General features: G+C 64.9%; 16 protein-coding genes. 14 read left to right on the top strand and 2 right to left on the bottom strand.

Annotation, left to right across the window (positions count from 1 at the left end):
* Positions 1 to 29: 29 nt before the first annotated feature.
* On the bottom strand, positions 30 to 890 hold the full coding sequence (locus EVC45_RS07280) for an outer membrane protein assembly factor BamD (protein ID WP_129957347.1): 861 nt from the start codon (positions 888 to 890) through the stop codon (positions 30 to 32).
* A 38-nt stretch (positions 891 to 928) separates the two neighbouring features.
* On the opposite strand from EVC45_RS07280, the gene EVC45_RS07275 reads away from it, so the two are divergent.
* The 14 genes from EVC45_RS07275 (at position 929) to EVC45_RS47585 (ending at position 16,575) form a co-directional block, all read left to right on the top strand.
* Positions 929 to 2,179: an RluA family pseudouridine synthase gene (locus tag EVC45_RS07275; protein WP_129957346.1), complete on the top strand. Its 1,251-nt coding sequence runs from the start codon at positions 929 to 931 to the stop codon at positions 2,177 to 2,179.
* On the top strand, positions 2,176 to 3,039 hold the full coding sequence (gene pgeF / locus EVC45_RS07270; RefSeq protein ID WP_129957345.1) for a peptidoglycan editing factor PgeF: 864 nt from the start codon (positions 2,176 to 2,178) through the stop codon (positions 3,037 to 3,039). The genes EVC45_RS07275 and pgeF overlap by 4 nt, the downstream gene beginning before the upstream one ends.
* Before the next feature lie 608 nt (positions 3,040 to 3,647).
* Positions 3,648 to 5,462 carry a class I poly(R)-hydroxyalkanoic acid synthase gene (phaC, locus tag EVC45_RS07265; RefSeq protein ID WP_129957344.1) on the top strand — a complete coding sequence of 605 codons (1,815 nt, stop codon included), beginning with the start codon at positions 3,648 to 3,650 and terminating at the stop codon, positions 5,460 to 5,462.
* Between the two features lie 198 nt (positions 5,463 to 5,660).
* Positions 5,661 to 6,842 (top strand): acetyl-CoA C-acetyltransferase, encoded by a 1,182-nt coding sequence (locus EVC45_RS07260; protein ID WP_129957343.1) that lies wholly within the window; start codon positions 5,661 to 5,663, stop codon positions 6,840 to 6,842.
* Positions 6,843 to 7,070: 228 nt separating this feature from the next.
* On the top strand, positions 7,071 to 7,811 hold the full coding sequence (locus tag EVC45_RS07255) for a 3-ketoacyl-ACP reductase (RefSeq protein WP_129957342.1): 741 nt from the start codon (positions 7,071 to 7,073) through the stop codon (positions 7,809 to 7,811).
* 137 nt (positions 7,812 to 7,948) lie between these two features.
* Positions 7,949 to 8,566 (top strand): polyhydroxyalkanoate synthesis repressor PhaR, encoded by a 618-nt coding sequence (phaR, locus tag EVC45_RS07250; RefSeq protein WP_129957341.1) that lies wholly within the window; start codon positions 7,949 to 7,951, stop codon positions 8,564 to 8,566.
* A 445-nt stretch (positions 8,567 to 9,011) separates the two neighbouring features.
* Positions 9,012 to 10,067, top strand: a complete 1,056-nt coding sequence (locus EVC45_RS07245) for a tRNA-dihydrouridine synthase (protein ID WP_129957340.1) — start codon at positions 9,012 to 9,014, stop codon at positions 10,065 to 10,067.
* 81 nt (positions 10,068 to 10,148) lie between these two features.
* Positions 10,149 to 11,543: a 30S ribosomal protein S12 methylthiotransferase RimO gene (gene rimO, locus EVC45_RS07240; RefSeq protein ID WP_129957339.1), complete on the top strand. Its 1,395-nt coding sequence runs from the start codon at positions 10,149 to 10,151 to the stop codon at positions 11,541 to 11,543.
* A 3-nt stretch (positions 11,544 to 11,546) separates the two neighbouring features.
* A complete protein-coding gene (locus tag EVC45_RS07235; RefSeq protein ID WP_129957338.1) occupies positions 11,547 to 12,497 on the top strand; it encodes a sugar kinase in 951 nt (316 codons plus the stop codon).
* Between the two features lie 87 nt (positions 12,498 to 12,584).
* On the top strand, positions 12,585 to 13,769 hold the full coding sequence (gene bktB / locus EVC45_RS07230) for a beta-ketothiolase BktB (protein WP_129957337.1): 1,185 nt from the start codon (positions 12,585 to 12,587) through the stop codon (positions 13,767 to 13,769).
* A 61-nt stretch (positions 13,770 to 13,830) separates the two neighbouring features.
* Positions 13,831 to 14,490 carry a hypothetical protein gene (locus EVC45_RS07225; protein WP_129957336.1) on the top strand — a complete coding sequence of 220 codons (660 nt, stop codon included), beginning with the start codon at positions 13,831 to 13,833 and terminating at the stop codon, positions 14,488 to 14,490.
* 84 nt (positions 14,491 to 14,574) lie between these two features.
* Complete coding sequence (locus tag EVC45_RS07220) at positions 14,575 to 15,759, top strand: cystathionine beta-lyase (protein ID WP_129957335.1); 1,185 nt, start codon at positions 14,575 to 14,577, stop codon at positions 15,757 to 15,759.
* 183 nt (positions 15,760 to 15,942) lie between these two features.
* Positions 15,943 to 16,392 carry a hypothetical protein gene (locus EVC45_RS46605; RefSeq protein ID WP_248295055.1) on the top strand — a complete coding sequence of 150 codons (450 nt, stop codon included), beginning with the start codon at positions 15,943 to 15,945 and terminating at the stop codon, positions 16,390 to 16,392.
* A 51-nt stretch (positions 16,393 to 16,443) separates the two neighbouring features.
* A complete protein-coding gene (locus tag EVC45_RS47585; RefSeq protein WP_306770764.1) occupies positions 16,444 to 16,575 on the top strand; it encodes a hypothetical protein in 132 nt (43 codons plus the stop codon).
* Positions 16,576 to 16,640: 65 nt separating this feature from the next.
* Here EVC45_RS47585 and serB read toward each other — a convergent pair whose 3' ends face one another.
* Positions 16,641 to 17,480 carry a phosphoserine phosphatase SerB gene (gene serB / locus EVC45_RS07210; RefSeq protein ID WP_129957334.1) on the bottom strand — a complete coding sequence of 280 codons (840 nt, stop codon included), beginning with the start codon at positions 17,478 to 17,480 and terminating at the stop codon, positions 16,641 to 16,643.
* Positions 17,481 to 17,569 lie beyond the last annotated feature (89 nt).

The following is a 17,569-nucleotide window of genomic DNA, read 5'->3' as shown; positions in this document are numbered from 1 at the left end:
CGGTCAGCGTACCGTCGGCGCGTGAGGCGTCAGAACTGCCACCACGACCGCGCCGTGCCGGGCCGTGCTTTGCCGGTGACGTACGGGCTGTCGGGGAAGGTGCCGGCCAGCACGCGACGCGTGTCGTCGGCGAGTTGCTGGTTGTTCAGCTTCTCGTACGACAGGATCATGATATGCAGCGCGTCTTCGATCGCCGGCGCGTTCTTGTACTCGCGCAACGCGAGCTGCGCGCGGTTGATCGCGGCGACATAGGCGCCACGGCGATAGTAGTAGTCCGCCGCGTGGACTTCGTGCGAGGCGAGCGCGTTGACGATGTAGCGCATGCGCTGCGCGGCGTCCGGTGCGTACTTGCTGTTCGGGAAGCGGTCCACCACGATCTTGAACGCGTCATACGACTCGCGCAGCGACTTCGGATCGCGCTCGCTCATATCCTGGCCCGAGAAGCGGCCGAACAGACCGAGGTCGTCGTTGAAGTGGATCATGCCCTTCAGGTAGTACGCGTAGGCGATGTCCGGATGATCCGGGTGCAGCTGGATGAAGCGGTCGATGGCCTGGTCGGCGGCGGCGTTTTCGTTGTCTTTCCAGTTGCAATACGCGACGTTGATTTGCGCCTGCTGGGCGAAGTGGCCGAACGGGTCACGGCCTTCGAGCATTTCGAAATACTTCGCGCACTTGCCCCAGTCACCACCGGTCAGGGCGTCGTTCGCCTCCGTATATAATTTGTTGTTGGTCCACGTTGCCGTTTCGTCGGTCTTCTCCGGCAGGCCGTGGCAAGCCGCAACAGCGACGACGGCCGCGGCGCACGCAACGTATCCGGCCACTTTCCGGGCCGCCTTCTTGATGGCCGCCAAATTGATCGCCGCTTCAGTGATGGTGTTCAAGGCTCGCATTTTCCAGTCTAGCTTTACGTCCAGGTGACCCAGACTCAATGACCCGCTCAAATACTCCAGGCACCGCAGGCGCCGGGAATAGCAACGAAGATTATAGCGTAAGCGCCGACCCCGCCGACGCGTTGGGCGTCGATTCCCTCGACGACGATTTCGCCGGCGAGGCGCTTGCCGCAAGCAGTCCGCAAGGCTTGGCGGCAACGACGGCGCCCGTGCCCGTTCGTGCGGCCGACGAAGCGCCGCGCAGTGTCGTCGTCCCCGACGAACTGGCCGGCGAACGCCTCGACAAGGTGCTCGCCAAGGTATTCCCCGAGTTCTCGCGCAGCCGTCTGCAAAGCTGGATCGAGGCGCAGCGGGTGCGTGTCGACGGCAAGCCGGCGAAGATCCGCCAGCCGGTGCCGCTTGGCGCCACGATCGAGCTGGTGCCCGATCTGCTGCCCGAGCAGCTCGCCTTCACGCCCGAGCCGGTGCCGCTCGACATCGTCTACGAGGACGACACGCTCGTCGTCATCAACAAGCCGGCCGGCATGGTCGTGCATCCGGCGGCCGGCAACTGGAGCGGCACCGTGCTGAACGGTCTGCTGTACCGCTATGGCGAGGCCGCGGCGGGTCTGCCGCGCGCAGGCATCGTGCATCGACTCGACAAGGAGACTTCGGGGCTGATGGTGGTGGCGCGCACGCTGGAGGCGCAGACCGACCTCGTGCGTCAGTTGCAGGCGCGCACGGTCAAGCGTCGCTATCTCGCGCTCGTGTGGGGCAACATGCCCGACGAAGGTACGATCGACGCGCCGATCGGCCGCGATCCGCGCGAGCGCACGCGCATGGCCGTGGTGACGGGCGCGGCCGGCAAGCCGGCGCGCACGCATTTCCGGCGCGTGGTGTCGGCGATCTGGCAACGTCAGCCGGTCACGGCGATTCATTGCGATCTGGAAACGGGGCGCACGCATCAGATTCGCGTGCATTGCGCGCATATCGGCCATCCGCTGCTCGGCGATCCGGTGTACGGACGCGCGCGCGGCAAGCGCTCGGTCACGCCGTTGCCGGACGGCTTCGCGCGCCAGGCGCTGCACGCGTGGCGGCTCGGTCTGATCCATCCGAAAACCGGCCGCTCGATGCAATGGCGCGCCGACGTGCCGGCCGATATCGAGGCGTTGTCGGCCGCGCTCGGTCTGGGTCGCGACGACGCGGGCGAGTTCGACGACGGGTATGACGAGGATGAGGGCTACGATGCATCGTCCGACGCCGCCACGTACGATGAAGAGAACGACCACGACGAGGACGATCACGCATGAGCACGAAGTTGCCGGAGCTGGGTTTTGCCGATGTCGTGCAACCCGCATGGAACGTGTCGCCGCGCGTGCGCGCACTCGTGACCACGCGCGACGGCGGCGTCAGCGACGCGCCGTACGGCCGCTGGCGCGACGGCGCTGACCAGCCCGGCGGTTTGAACCTGGGCATGAAGAGCGGCGACGATCCCGCCGCGGTCGCGAGCAATCGTGCACGGCTCGTCGCGCTCACCGGGGTTCGCGAGACGGCGTGGCTCGAACAGATCCACGGCGCCGGCATCGTCCGCGCCGAGGATGCGCTCGCGTACGCGCGCGAGCATGGCGCGCCGGCGCGCGCCGACGCGAGCGTCACCGATCGCGCGGGCATCGCGTGTGTGGTGATGGTCGCCGATTGCATGCCGGTGCTGTTGTGCGACCAAGCGGGGCGCGTGGTCGGCGCCGCGCATGCCGGCTGGCGCGGACTCGCGGCGGGCATCGTCGAGCAGACCGCCGCGCAGGTCGCGGCGCTGGCGGGTGTGAAGGCGAGCGAACTGCACGCGTACCTCGGACCGTCGATCGGGCCCAGCGCATTCGAAGTCGGCTCAGACGTGCGTGACGCCTTCATGACGGGTGTCGACGACGCACAACGCGATGCGACCGCGCAAGCGTTCGTCGCGCATCCCGAGAATGCCGGCAAATATCTCGCCGATCTGCCGGCGCTCGCGCGCCTGCGCCTGCAGCGGCTCGGCCTTACGCGCATCAGCGGCGGCGATCTGTGCACGGTCACGCTGCGCGAACGTTTTTATTCATATCGCCGTGACCGCGAAACCGGCCGGATGGCGGCGTTGATCTGGATCGACGAACAGGCGCAATCAATTGCCGATTAATTCGGGGTGGCGCCCGCGCGAATCTCGTCATACTTTTTAAAATCGAACGGTGGTTTTATTTCGCGTGAATGCGCACCGGTTCGTGATTCAAGAAGCCCACTGCGGATCCGCCGCTGAAGGCCTGTCCCCGGGCCTTCACGCGGCTTTTTTGTTGCGCTGCCGGAAGCGGCGCCAATAGCGCGAATCGCCCTCCGGTTATGTGGGCGGCCGAACCAATAAATATGCTTAAGTACTATGCGCCGCAGGAGTTTTTTGGTTTGCGCGCGGCATGGATCATTTGATTCGCAAAAGCGCGATTTGCCATACAGGGAAAACGATAATTAAAAAACTATCGCACTGCGGCAAAATCGGGAACAAGCATTGACATGCCTTGTGATGGGGAGCAAGAATGTTCCTCCCAAGCTCCTCTCCTCGTTCATGGGGCAGGGCGTGACGAAGTAACGAGCAATCGGTACGTGAGCACGAACCTGCCTCTCAACCCGTCCGCAAGGACTTACCGGTCAAAAGCAGGTATGGCAGCATCTCATTCCTCAGCTTCCCCCAGCACGGACTCCTCGAAGGAGCAGACGCAGCAGGCCGGTACGAGCGGTGCATCGTCAGCCGCAGGCATGCAGCAATTTCTCGACGCGTGGATGAACGCCTGGCGTTCGTTCGGCGCGCCGCCCAATGGCTCGGCGTTCCAGATGCCCTCGATGCCGCAGATGCCGGACCTCGCGCAGATTACGGCGGGCTTTCCGCAAATACCGGCGTTCCCCGGCATGCCCGACTTCAGCAAGCTGGCCGCCGGCGCGCTGCCGTCGTTGCAGGGACTGAACATTCCCACCGCCGCGATACCGTCCGAGCGTTTGCAGAAGTTGCAGACCGACTACTCGCGCGAGGCAATCGAGCTGATCCAGCAGGCCACCACATCGGCGATCAAGTCGCCCGAGCTCAAGGACCGGCGCTTTAGCGCGGACGCCTGGAGCCAGGCACCGGCCTATGCGTTTACCGCCGCATGGTATCTGCTGAACGCGCGCTATTTGCAGCAGATGGTCGACGCGCTCGACACCGCGCCGAAAACCCGCGAGCGCATTCGCTTCGCGGTCCAGCAGTGGACCGCGGCGGCCTCGCCGAGCAACTTCTTCGCGCTGAATCCCGAAGCGCAGAAAACGCTGCTCGAGAGCAAGGGCGAGAGTCTGCGCCAGGGCGTGATGAACCTGCTCGGCGACATGCAGCGCGGCAAGATTTCGCAAACCGACGAATCGCGTTTCGCGGTCGGCGAGAACCTCGCGAACACCGAAGGTTCGGTCGTGTTCGAGAACGATCTGCTGCAGCTGATCCAGTACAAGCCGCGTACGCCTACCGTGCGCGAGCGGCCGCTCCTGATCGTGCCGCCGTGCATCAACAAGTTCTATATCCTCGATCTGCAGCCGGAGAACTCGCTCGTCGCGCACGGGCTTGATTCGGGCCACCAGGTGTTCCTGATTTCGTGGCGCAACGCGGATCAGTCCATCGCGCACAAGACGTGGGACGACTACATCGGCGAGGGCGTGCTCACCGCGATCGACACGGTGCGCAAGATCAGCGGCCGCGAGCAGATCAATACGCTCGGCTTTTGCGTCGGCGGCACGATGCTCGCCACCGCGCTCGCGGTGGCCGCCGCGCGCGGCGAACATCCGGCCGCGTCGATGACGCTGCTCACCGCGATGCTCGACTTCTCCGACACGGGCGTGCTCGACGTGTTCGTCGACGAGGCGCACGTGCAGATGCGCGAGCAGACCATCGGCGGCAAGAACGGCGCGCCACCCGGACTGATGCGCGGCATCGAGTTCGCAAACACGTTCTCGTTCCTGCGTCCGAACGACCTCGTCTGGAACTACGTCGTCGACAATTATCTGAAGGGCCGCACGCCGGTGCCGTTCGACCTGCTGTACTGGAACAGCGACTCGACCAGTCTGCCGGGCCCGATGTACGTCTGGTATCTGCGCAACACGTATCTCGAGAACAAGCTGCGCGTGCCGGGTGCGCTGACCACCTGCGGCGAGCCGATCGATCTGTCGAAGATCGACGTGCCGACCTTCATTTACGGTTCGCGCGAAGACCATATCGTGCCGTGGCAAACCGCGTATGCATCGGCGCCGCTGCTCACCGGGCCGCTGAAGTTCGTGCTCGGCGCGTCGGGCCATATCGCCGGCGTGATCAATCCGCCCGCGAAGAAGAAGCGCAGCTTCTGGAAGCTCGAGACCGACGCGAAGACGCTGCCCGCGAGCGCGGACGAATGGTTCGACGCGGCGACCGAAGTGCCCGGCAGCTGGTGGCCCGAATGGACGGAGTGGCTCGATCAGTACGGCGGCAAGAAAGTGAAGCCGCACGCCACGCAGGGCTCCGACGAATTCCCGGTCATCGAGCCGGCGCCGGGTCGCTACGTGCGGCAACGGGAGTAGGTTTCACGCGCGGGCTCGACGCGCGCGTCCGACCTTGCTGTCGGCGTCGGCATGGTGCGCGGTCGGCCGGTGCATAGGTGTTTGGCAGGAGAATGAGCGTCTGGTTGATGAAGGCGTGAGAGCAACGCAAGTTGCAACGCGATTTTTAACGTAACGGGCTGCGGCGCAATTAGGCCGGGATGCCCGGAGGATATGGAAATGACTGATGTTGTGATCGTATCGGCCGCTCGTACTGCAGTGGGCAAGTTTGGTGGGTCGCTGGCCAAGATTGCCGCGCCTGAACTCGGCGCGGTCGCGCTGCGCGCCGTACTCGAACGGGCTGGCGTGAAGCCGGAACAGGTGAGCGAAGTTATTCTGGGCCAGGTGCTGACGGCGGGCTCCGGTCAGAACCCTGCGCGTCAGGCGCTGATCAAGGCGGGTTTGCCGTCGGCCGTGCCAGGCATGACGATCAACAAGGTCTGCGGCTCCGGTCTGAAGGCCGTGATGCTCGCGGCCAACGCGATCATCGCCGGTGACGCGGACATCGTCGTGGCAGGCGGCCAGGAAAACATGAGCGCCGCCCCGCACGTGCTGCCGGGTTCGCGCGACGGTTTCCGCATGGGCGACGCAAAGCTGATCGACTCGATGATCGTCGACGGCCTGTGGGACGTCTACAACCAGTACCACATGGGCGTGACGGCAGAGAACGTCGCGAAGGAATACGGCATCACGCGCGAACAGCAGGACGCGTTCGCGGCGCTGTCGCAGAACAAGGCCGAAGCCGCGCAGAAGGCGGGACGCTTCAACGACGAAATCGTGCCGGTCGAGATTCCGCAACGCAAGGGCGAGCCGCTGCGCTTCGCCACCGACGAATTCGTGCGTCACGGCGTAACGGCCGAATCGCTCGCGGGCCTGAAGCCGGCGTTTTCGAAGGAAGGCTCGGTGACGGCGGCGAACGCATCGGGTCTGAACGACGGCGCGGCCGCGGTGCTGGTGATGTCGCTGAAAAAAGCGGAAGCGCTAGGCCTTACGCCGCTCGCGCGCATCAAGGCGTACGCGAACGCGGGTGTCGATCCGAAGGTGATGGGCATGGGCCCGGTGCCGGCTTCGCGCCGCTGCCTCGAGCGCGCGGGCTGGACCCCGGCCGACCTCGACCTGATGGAAATCAACGAAGCGTTTGCCGCGCAGGCGCTCGCCGTGCATAAACAGATGGGCTGGGACACGTCGAAGATCAACGTGAACGGCGGCGCGATTGCGATCGGCCACCCGATCGGCGCATCCGGCTGCCGGATTCTCGTCACGCTGCTGCACGAAATGCAGAAGCGCGATGCGAAGAAGGGTCTCGCCTCGCTGTGTATCGGCGGCGGCATGGGTGTCGCGCTCGCGGTCGAGCGCATTTAAAGTACGCTGGATACGCCGCGCGCCTTCGCGACCGTTCGCGCGCGGCCTTCGCCGGTACAGGCATCTGGCCGCACTGCACGCCAACTGGCGGTGCGGCGCGCGGCAACAAATGACTCGTGCCGGCAGTACGCGTTGCCAGACGGTCGCCCGGCGGCAACGTGAACCCAGCATCAGGCGAGGCACGAGGCCGCCGGCAGGCGCCTCGACAACGATAACGGAGTGTGATTTATGACACAGCGAATTGCGTACGTAACGGGCGGCATGGGCGGTATCGGCACAAGCATCTGCCAGCGTCTGCACAAGGAAGGCTACAAGGTGATCGCGGGCTGCGGCCCGAATTCGCCGCGCCGTGCGAAGTGGCTCGACGAGCAGAAGGCACTCGGCTACGACTTCGTCGCCTCCGAGGGCAACGTCGGCGACTGGGAATCGACCAAGGCCGCATTCGACAAGGTCAAGGCCGAAGTCGGCGAGATCGACATTCTGGTCAACAATGCGGGCATCACGCGCGACGTCGTGTTCCGCAAGATGACGCACGAAGACTGGACGGCGGTGATCGACACCAACCTCACCAGCCTGTTCAACGTCACCAAGCAGGTGATCGACGGCATGGTCGAGCGTGGCTTTGGCCGCGTGATCAACATTTCGTCGGTGAACGGCCAGAAGGGCCAGTTCGGCCAGACCAATTACTCGACCGCGAAGGCCGGTATTCACGGCTTCACGATGTCGCTCGCGCAGGAAGTCGCGACCAAGGGCGTGACGGTCAACACCGTGTCGCCGGGTTACATCGGCACCGACATGGTCAAGGCGATCCGCCCGGACGTGCTGGAAAAAATCGTCGCGACGATTCCGGTGCGCCGCCTCGGTCAGCCGGACGAAATCGGCTCGATCGTCGCGTGGCTCGCGTCGGAAGAATCGGGCTTCGCCACCGGCGCCGATTTTTCGCTGAATGGCGGCTTGCATATGGGCTGAGCCATCGGCGCGCCGGACCGGAAGGCGGCGCGCTTCGGCTCAGATGGTTTCGCCGGCGTCCCGGCTGCGCAATGAATCCTATTGCACAGCCCGGACGCCGTTTCCGCGTTTGCTTAACTCGAGCTTAAAGGCGTTACATGACTACTACTACAAAGAAAACGGCCGAACGACTGATCAAGAAATATCCGAATCGTCGGCTCTACGACACCGAGACGAGTACCTACATCACGCTCACCGATGTGAAGCAGCTCGTGCTCGATCAGGAAGACTTCAAGGTGATCGATGCCAAAAGCAACGAGGACCTGACGCGCTCGATCCTGCTGCAGATCATTCTCGAAGAGGAGAGCGGCGGGCTGCCGATGTTCTCGTCGTCGATGCTGTCGCAGATCATCCGGTTCTACGGTCATGCGATGCAGGGCATGATGGGCACGTACCTGGAAAAGAACATCCAGGCCTTCATCGACATTCAGGCGAAGCTCGCCGATCAGTCGAAGAATCTCTATGAAGGCAAGGCGATGAACCCCGAAGTCTGGTCGCAGTTCATGAACATGCAGGCGCCGATGATGCAGGGCATGATGACCAGCTATATCGAGCAATCGAAGAACATGTTCGTGCAAATGCAGGAGCAGATGCAGAACCAGGCGAAGACGATGTTCGCCACGTTCCCGTTCACGCCGGGCGGCGCGGTCAACGCGAGCAACGCGACCAATGCACCGGCTACGCCGCAGGGGAATCCGGAGCCGGAGAAGAAGTGAGCGAATGAGTGACGGCGAGGTCTGCTCGGGTTGACGAGGGCTTTCGGGGTAGCCAGCGAACGCGAAGCCGACCTTCATCGTTGTAGCGTGACCACGCGATTCGCGTACTGGCTGAGCCGGGGACTGGTCGTCGGCATATCGTTGACATTCAGCACCGTTGCCAATCCCCCCGCATCGCTCGCGGGAGTGCGCAGCCGCCGACGCGCTACAATGGCGGCCCGCGCGTGCGGGACGCTTTCCCTCGGAACCGGATTCCGGCTGCGGCTCAATGCCCGTTGCGTCCACCGCCGGCACATCGCCGCTTGCGCCGTTACCGCGCCGTTACCGTTTTCCTTCCGCTGGACCCGCCCTATGTTTCAAACCGTCTCCCTGATCGCGTCGGTGTCTTCCGTTTCGAAGACCGTACGGATCGTTCGTCGCTGATCCGCCGTTCACCCACATCTCCATGAGCCGGCTGTTTCTCGCCCCAATGGAAGGGCTTGCGGACTACGTGCTGCGCGACGTGCTGACGAGCCCGGGCGCTTTCGACGGCTGCGTATCCGAGTTCATCCGCATCACGGGCTCGCTGCTGCCGACGCGCGTCTACGAGCGCGAGGCGCCCGAAATCCTGCACGCGAGCGTGACCGCCGGCGGCACGCCGATGGTGATCCAGCTGCTCGGCAGCGATCCCGAATGGATGGCGCGCAATGCCGCGCATGCGGCTACGCTGTCGCCGTACGGTATCGACCTCAACTTCGGCTGTCCCGCCAAAGTCGTCAATCAGCATGGCGGCGGCGCGATGCTGCTGGCGAACCCGAAGTTGCTGAACCAGATCGTGTCGGCCGTGCGCGCCGCGGTGCCGGCCGATATCGCGGTCACGGCAAAAATGCGCCTCGGCGTATCCGACACATCGCGGGCGATCGAATGCGCGCAGGCGCTCGCGGACGGCGGCGCGGCCTCGCTCGTCGTGCATGCGCGCACCCGCGACGACCGCTACCGGCCGCCGGCCCACTGGGAGTGGATCGCGCGCATCGACGACGCAGTCGACGTGCCGGTCATCGCGAACGGCGAAGTCTGGACGGTGGCGGACTGGCAGCGCTGCCGGTCGATCAGCGGTTGCGCGGACGTGATGATCGGGCGCGGCGCAGTATCGGACCCGTTCCTCGCGCAGCGAATCCGCGGGTTCATCGACCCGTGTCCGTCGCCCGACGAATGGCAGCACGTGCTCGGTTCGATCGTCGGCTACATGCACAAGCTGCGGTCACACGGCTCGCTGACCCACGAGCATGGCCGGGTGAAGAAGTGGCTCAGCTATCTGCAACGGACCTGGCCGCAAGCGGCAGAGCTGCATGCGGCGATCCGGCGAGTGCAGGATTCTGACGAAATTCTTACGGTAATCGGCGAGGCGCTCGCGGCCGGAGGCGCGCCGATGCCGGCGCCGTTGCCGAACAACGACGACCTTTTCAGCGCCGAAAACCGTGCGCTGGCTCAACCCGAGCGGGCCGAACTCATCCCCGTTTGAAGACTAGAATTCAAAGACTTACGAGCGGTGGCGGTGGCGAACCGCTACAATTCAGGGTTTAACGTCTTCAAGCGGTTCCCCATGTCTTCCACCCCCTCGAACGTTCCGGCCGCGCCGGGCGCCACGCCGAAAGTCGGCTTCGTTTCCCTCGGCTGCCCCAAGGCCCTCGTCGATTCCGAGCAGATCATCACCCAGCTGCGCGCCGAAGGCTACGAAATCTCCGGCACCTATGACGGTGCGGACCTCGTGGTCGTCAACACCTGCGGCTTCATCGACGAAGCCGTGCAGGAAAGCCTCGACGCGATCGGCGAAGCGCTCAACGAAAACGGCAAGGTGATCGTTACCGGCTGCCTCGGCGCGAAGAAGAGCGCGAGCGGTTCGGGGCTGATCGAGGAAGTGCATCCGAAGGTGCTCGCCGTGACCGGCCCGCACGCGGTCGGCGAGGTGATGCAGGCGGTGCACAGCCATCTGCCGAAGCCGCACGATCCGTTCGTCGATCTGGTGCCCGCCGCGGGCGTCAAGCTCACGCCGCGCCACTACGCGTACCTGAAGATCTCCGAAGGCTGCAATCACCGCTGCACGTTCTGCATCATCCCGTCGATGCGCGGCGACCTCGTGTCGCGCCCGGTCGCCGAGGTGATGCTCGAAGCGGAGAACCTGTTCAAGTCGGGCGTGAAGGAACTGCTGGTGATTTCGCAGGACACCAGCGCCTACGGCGTCGACGTCAAATACCGTACCGGTTTCTGGAACGGCAAGCCGATCAAGACGCGCATGACCGATCTGGTCGCCGCGCTCGGTGAGCTTGCCGCGCAATACGGCGCGTGGGTGCGTCTGCATTACGTGTATCCGTATCCGAGCGTCGACGAAGTGATTCCGATGATGGCCGAGGGTCCGTTCAAGGGCCACGTGCTGCCGTATCTCGACGTGCCGTTCCAGCACGCGCATCCGGAAGTGCTCAAGCGCATGAAGCGCCCGGCCAACGCCGAGAAGGTGATGGAGCGCGTGAAGGCATGGCGCGAAATCTGCCCGGATCTGACCATTCGCAGCACGTTCATCGCCGGCTTCCCGGGCGAGACCGAAGAGCAGTTCGAAACGCTGCTCGATTTCATCCGCGAGGCGGAGCTCGATCGCGTCGGCTGCTTTGCGTATTCGCCGGTCGAAGGAGCGAGCGCGAACGAGCTCGACGGCGCGCTGCCCGACGAAGTGCGTGAGGAGCGTCGCGCGCGCTTCATGGAAGTGGCCGAGCAGGTGTCGGCGAAGCGCATCGCGAAGAAGGTCGGCAAGACGCTGAAAGTACTGGTCGACGAAATCAACGCGGACGGCGGCATCGGCCGCACCGCCGCGGATGCGCCGGAGATCGACGGCGTCGTCTACATCGCGCCGTCCACCAAGGCGTCCAAGCGCTACAAGGTCGGCGATTTCGTGTCGGTCAGGATCACCGGTGCCGATGGCCACGATCTGTGGGGCGAGGTCTAGGCAATGACGCTCAGCGCGGCCGCACGGCCTGAAGCTCAAACACCGGAGATCCTCGCGCTCGGCGAGGCGATGATCGAATTCAACCAGTCGGCGAAGGATCAGCCGAACTACCTGCAAGGCTTCGGCGGCGACACGTCGAACTTCTGCATCGCGGCCTCGCGGCAAGGCGCGAAGACCGGCTTCGTGTCGGCGGTCGGCGCCGATCATTTCGGCCGCCTGCTCGTCGATCTGTGGGAGCGCGAGCAGGTGGATACATCGTTCGTGCGGGTCGATGCGCAAGCACCGACCGGCGTCTATTTCGTGTCCCACGGCCCCAACGGCCACGCGTTCGACTATCTGCGCGCGGGCTCGGCGGCGAGCCGCTACGCGCCGGCCGATCTGCCGCGCGACGCGCTCGCGGCGGCGCAGGTCATCCATCTGTCGGGCATCAGTCTCGCGATCAGCGTCAGCGCCTGCGACGCCGCGCTCGAAGCGATCGCGCATGCGCGCGCGAATGGCGTGCGCGTGAGCTTCGACACCAATCTGCGTCTGAAGCTGTGGCCGCTCGCGCGGGCGCGCGCGGTGATGCTCGAGGCGATCCGCCAGACCGACATCTGCCTGCCCAGCTGGGACGACGTCACCGAACTGACCGGGCTGACCGGCCGCGACGAGATCGTCGATTTTCTGCTGGCGCATGGGCCGAGCGTGGTCGCGCTGAAGCTCGGCAAGGACGGCTCGTATATCGCGACACCGAACGAGCGGCGCGTCGTACCCGGCCACGTCGTCAATGCGGTCGATGCGACCGGCGCCGGCGACTGCTTCGGCGGCGCATTCATCGCGCGCATCGTCGCGGGCGACGATCCATTTGCCGCCGCGCGCTACGCGAACGTCGCAGCCGCGTTGTCGACGCAAGGCTATGGCGCGGTCGCGCCGATTCCGTCGCGCGAGAGCGTCGAGCGGCTGCTGGCGGGCTAACCATTACTTGAGCCGCGCGCGGCGCAGCATGGCGCGCGTTGGCGCCATCATCCAGACAAACTGGAGAGACAACAGGAGGGGCAAGCGATGCAACGGGACGTAGTGGTGGTAAGCGGCGTACGCACGGCAATCGGCACCTTCGGCGGCAGCCTGAAGGATTTCGCACCGACCGATCTCGGCGCGCGTGTGGTGCGCGAAGTGCTCGAGCGCGCGAGCGTGTCGGGCGACGAAGTCGGGCACGTCGTGTTCGGCAACGTGGTGCACACCGAGCCGAAAGACATGTATCTCGCGCGCGTCGCGGCGATCAACGGCGGGGTCGCGCAGCATACGCCCGCGCTGACGGTGAACCGGCTGTGCGGCTCGGGCTTGCAGGCCATCGTGTCGGCCGCGCAAAGCGTGCTGCTCGGCGACGCCGATATCGCGATCGGCGGCGGCGCGGAAAACATGAGCCGCGCGCCGTACTCGATGCCGGCCGCGCGCTTCGGTCAGCGCATGGGCGACGCGCGTCTGGTCGACATGATGGTCGGCGCGCTCAACGATCCGTTCCAGTCGATCCACATGGGCGTGACCGCAGAGAACGTCGCGCGCAAGTACGACATCTCACGCGACGCGCAGGACGCGCTCGCGCTCGAGTCGCATCGCCGCGCGGCCCACGCAATCACGAGCGGCTACTTCAAGGAACAGATTCTGCCGATCACGATCCCGTCGAAGAAGGGCGACGTCGTATTCGACACCGACGAGCACGCGCGGCTGAACGCGACGGCGGAAGACTTCGCGAAGCTGAAGCCGGTGTTCGCGAAGGAGAACGGCACGGTGACGGCGGGCAACGCGTCGGGCATCAACGACGCGGCCGCGGCCGTCGTGCTGATGGAGCGCAGCGTCGCCGAGCGGCGCGGCGTGAAGCCGTTGGCGCGGCTCGTGTCGTACGCGCATGCGGGCGTCGATCCGGCGTACATGGGCATCGGACCGGTGCCGGCGAGCCGCAAGGCGCTCGAACGCGCGGGTCTGACGGTCGCCGATCTCGACGTGATCGAGGCCAACGAGGCATTCGCCGCGCAGGCCTGCGCGGTCAGCAAGGAGCTCGGCTTCGATCCGGCCAAGGTCAATCCGAATGGCTCGGGCATTTCACTCGGCCATCCGATCGGCGCGACCGGCGCGCTGATCACCGTGAAGGCGCTGTACGAGCTGCAGCGCATCGGCGGGCGCTATGCGCTCGTCACGATGTGCATCGGCGGCGGCCAGGGCATCGCGGCGGTTTTCGAGCGTCTGTGAGCGCACGGCAGACCGGCGCGGCATAGGCAGCAAGCAGGAACCAGCAACAAGGACGGACAGGATGCAGGAAGCGAAAGTGACGAAGGGCTCGGCAATGCGCGCGTTGCGACGGCATGCCGGCGTAGCGGCGAGCGCCGCCGCGCTGTTGTGCGCCGGCACGGTTCTGTGGATGCCGTCGCAGGCCTGGGCGGAAAGCGATGCGGTCAAGGAGCTGGCCGCGCCGCCGCCGATCCAGCTGCCGCTGAAACCGAGCCCCGAGTTCGCGAAGTTTCCGCGCTACGTGGGCACACTCGGCACGCGGCCGATCGTGCTGCGGCTTGGGCCCAAGACCGACGATCCATCCGGCGTGCACGGCGAGTATCAGTACACCGATAGCGGCGAGGTGATCCTGATCGCCGGCGATCGCGACGGCGATACGCTCGAAGTCGAGGAATCGAACGACGGCACGCATATCACCGGCAACTGGGTCGGCAAGTTCGCGGCGGACGGCTCGCTCGAAGGCGACCGCATGAACGTCGACGATTCGAACCCGCAGCAGTTCAACCTGAAGCCGCTGGCGGCGGGGCAGGCGGTGCCGGCGGCCGGTTCGGCCGGTGCCGCCGCGGCGGCGAAGGCTGCAACCCCAACGCCGCAACCGGCCGCGACCAACGGCGCAACGCCGGCACCCGCTGCCGGCGGACACCCGGTGGGCGGCGTCAGCAACCTGCAAACGGGCGACTGATGCGCACGCACGCCGCGCATCGGCAATCGCGCGGCGCGATCGTCGCTTCAGGCCCGCTTCACTGAGATTTTCATCGAACCTCACATGACTGAATCCAAATTCAAACACGGCCTGCAAACCCGTATCGTGCGTGCCGAGGACGACATCACGCCGGGCTTCGAATCGTTCTCGACACCGGTCACGCGTGCGTCGACGGTGGTGTTCCCCGACCTCGCCGCGATGCGCGCGCTCGACTGGAAGAACGACGCGCAATGGCGCTACGGCCTGCATGCGACGCCGACGCAGATCGCGCTCGCGCAGCGCCTCGCCGCGATCGAGGGCGGCAACCATGCGCTGCTGCAGCCGTCGGGGCTGTCGTCGATCTCGAACGTCTACTTCGGTCTCGTGAAGGCCGGCGACGACGTGCTGATTCCCGACAACGTCTATTCACCCAACCGCGACCACGGCGACTGGCTCGCGCGCGACTTCGGCGTCACGGCGCGCTACTACGATCCGCTGATCGGCGCGGGCATCGCCGATCTGATCCAGCCGAACACGCGCCTCATCTGGATCGAGGCGCCCGGCTCGGTGACGATGGAAGTGCCCGACGTGCCGGCCATCACGGCGGCGGCGCGCGCGCGCAAGGTCGTTACCGCGATCGACAACACGTGGTCCGCGGGCCTCGCGTTCCGGCCGTTCGACCACGGCGTCGACATCTCGGTGCAGGCGCTGACCAAATACCAGTCGGGCGGCGGCGACGTGCTGATGGGGGCGACGATCACGGTCGACCGCGACGTGCATGTGAAGCTAAAGGCGGCGCGCATGCGCATGGGCATCGGGGTGTCCTCGGACGACTGCTCGTTGATCCTGCGCAGCCTGCCGAGCATGCAGCTGCGTTTCGCGCAGCACGATCGCGCGGCGCTGTCGCTCGCGGCGTGGTTGAAGCGCCGGCCGGAAATCGTCGCGGTGCTGCATCCGGCGTTCGCCGACTGTCCGGGACACGAAGTGTACAAGCGCGATTTCAGCGGCGCGGGCGGACTGTTCTCGGTCGTGTTCGACGAGCGATACAGCGCGGCGCAGATCGACACGTTCTGCGAATCGCTCGAACTGTTTTCGCTCGGCTGGAGCTGGGGCGGCGCGCATAGCCTCGCGATGCCGTACGACATCGCGTCGATGCGCACCGCGGCGCAATGGCCGCACCGGGGCACGCTGGTGCGGTTCTATATCGGTCTCGAGGACGAGGCGGATCTGCGCGCGGATATCGAGCAGAGCCTGGCGACGCTCGCTTAACGCGCGTAAGCCCTGTTCGATTCGGTGGTTCGAGAAGCCCGCCGGGATGCGTTCCCGGCGGGCTTTTTCTTTGCCCGAAGTATCAAGCAAACCTGACCGTTTGGCCGAATGTTCGATGCCGCTTCGCGACGCTACGATCGTGTCATTGCCGAATAACGTTGCCGCGCTTTTGGAGGGGCCTGGATGAATCTTTTCTTCTGGCTGTTGCTGAATCTGACGGTGCCGATTGCCGGGCCGATCTTGACGCTTGCGCTCGTCGCGCCCGCGTATGGCTGGCGCGTTGCTAGGGCGATGATCGCGGCGTCGGTGCAAGACGGCCAACTGTTCTGGTGTGCGATCGGAGTGTGCGCCGCCGCGATCTACGAGGCAGTGACGGCATTGGAGCAGGGCAGCGAGGCGACGTCGATGCTTGTGCTGGGGATCGTTGTGTTTTGCGGGTTGGCATTCACCTGTTCCATCGCAGTGATGGTGTGCTTGCTCAACGCGCGGCAAGACAGCTTCGCCACCGCTATTGATGCCAGGCAGACCGAACCCATGGTTGGCGCGATATCACGGGGAGCGCTACGCACGTCGATTTTCACGATTTGCCTCGCGGCGTTTCGATCCACGGCCCTGCACATTTGCCTGAATTAGTTTTATTGGATAGTGCAGCTCTTATACTTGTTCCGTCTTGTGGAGGAGCTTATGAAGCAATTCATCCTGTCGTTGGAAATAGGCAAGAATCACGACCGCATCATGAAGGGCTTGCTGATCTTTAATATCCTGATTGCCATCTGCACGGTGCCCGTGTTCCTGTTGGCCATTTTCAACAAATAGCGCCGCGGTTCGCTAGCGCGTCGGTCGTCATGCCGACGCGATAGCGGACCCCTCGAGCATCAGCCTCAAACCAACCGCAGCAAGCCGTCCAGTCCAACGAAATTGAACGACACGCTGGCTGCTTCCCGCACCACCGGCTTCGCACGGAACGCCACGGAAAGTCCCGCTTCGGCCATCATTTTCAGGTCGTTCGAGCCGTCGCCCATCGCAATCGCGCGCGACGGTTCGATGCCAAGCGTCGCGCAGGTTTCGCGCAGCGTGCGCGCTTTCACGTCGGCATTGACGATCTCGCCAATCACGTTGCCCGTCAGCTTGCCGTCAACAATTTCAAGCGTGTTCGCATGCGTGAAATCGAGGCCGAGGCGCGCCTTCAGCTTCGCGGTGAAGAACGTGAAGCCGCCCGACACGAGCAGCGTTTTCAGGCCCGCCTGTTTCGCGCCGGCCAGCATGCGTTCGGCGCCCGGCGACAACTGCAGCCGCTCTTCGTACACGCGCTCGAGCGCGCCGGCGTCGAGCCCTTTCAGCAGTGCGACGCGACGCGTCAAGCTCTCGTTGAAGTCTTTGATCTCGCCGCGCATCGCTGCCTCGGTAATCGCCGCGACTTCGGCTTTGAGCCCGCAGAAATCGGCGATCTCGTCGATGCACTCGATCGTGATCAGCGTCGAATCCATGTCCATCGCAACGAGGCCGAAGTCGCGCAACTGGCGGCCGGCTTCGACAAACGCGTAATCGAGTTGATGCGTGTAGCAATACGCTTCGACGTCGGCACGTTGCGCGAGATTCGCGTCGGCGATGCGAATCGCGTTCTCGTCGATGAGGGCGGCGTGCGAGCCGCGCGCGAGCGCGACGAGCGTTTTGTGGTGGTCGGCGGAAAGGGGGGCGACGCTTTGAATGACGAGGTTCATGGACGACCAGTGACGCGGGAAGAAAGAGGCGCGTGGTGCGCGGAAAATCCCGCTATTGTATCGGTTCTGTGCGCCGCGCCATCGCAGGC

Source organism: Paraburkholderia sp. UYCP14C (genome assembly GCF_004197395.1).
Lineage (GTDB): Bacteria > Pseudomonadota > Gammaproteobacteria > Burkholderiales > Burkholderiaceae > Paraburkholderia.
This window is presented reverse-complemented; position numbering and strand designations above follow the sequence as displayed.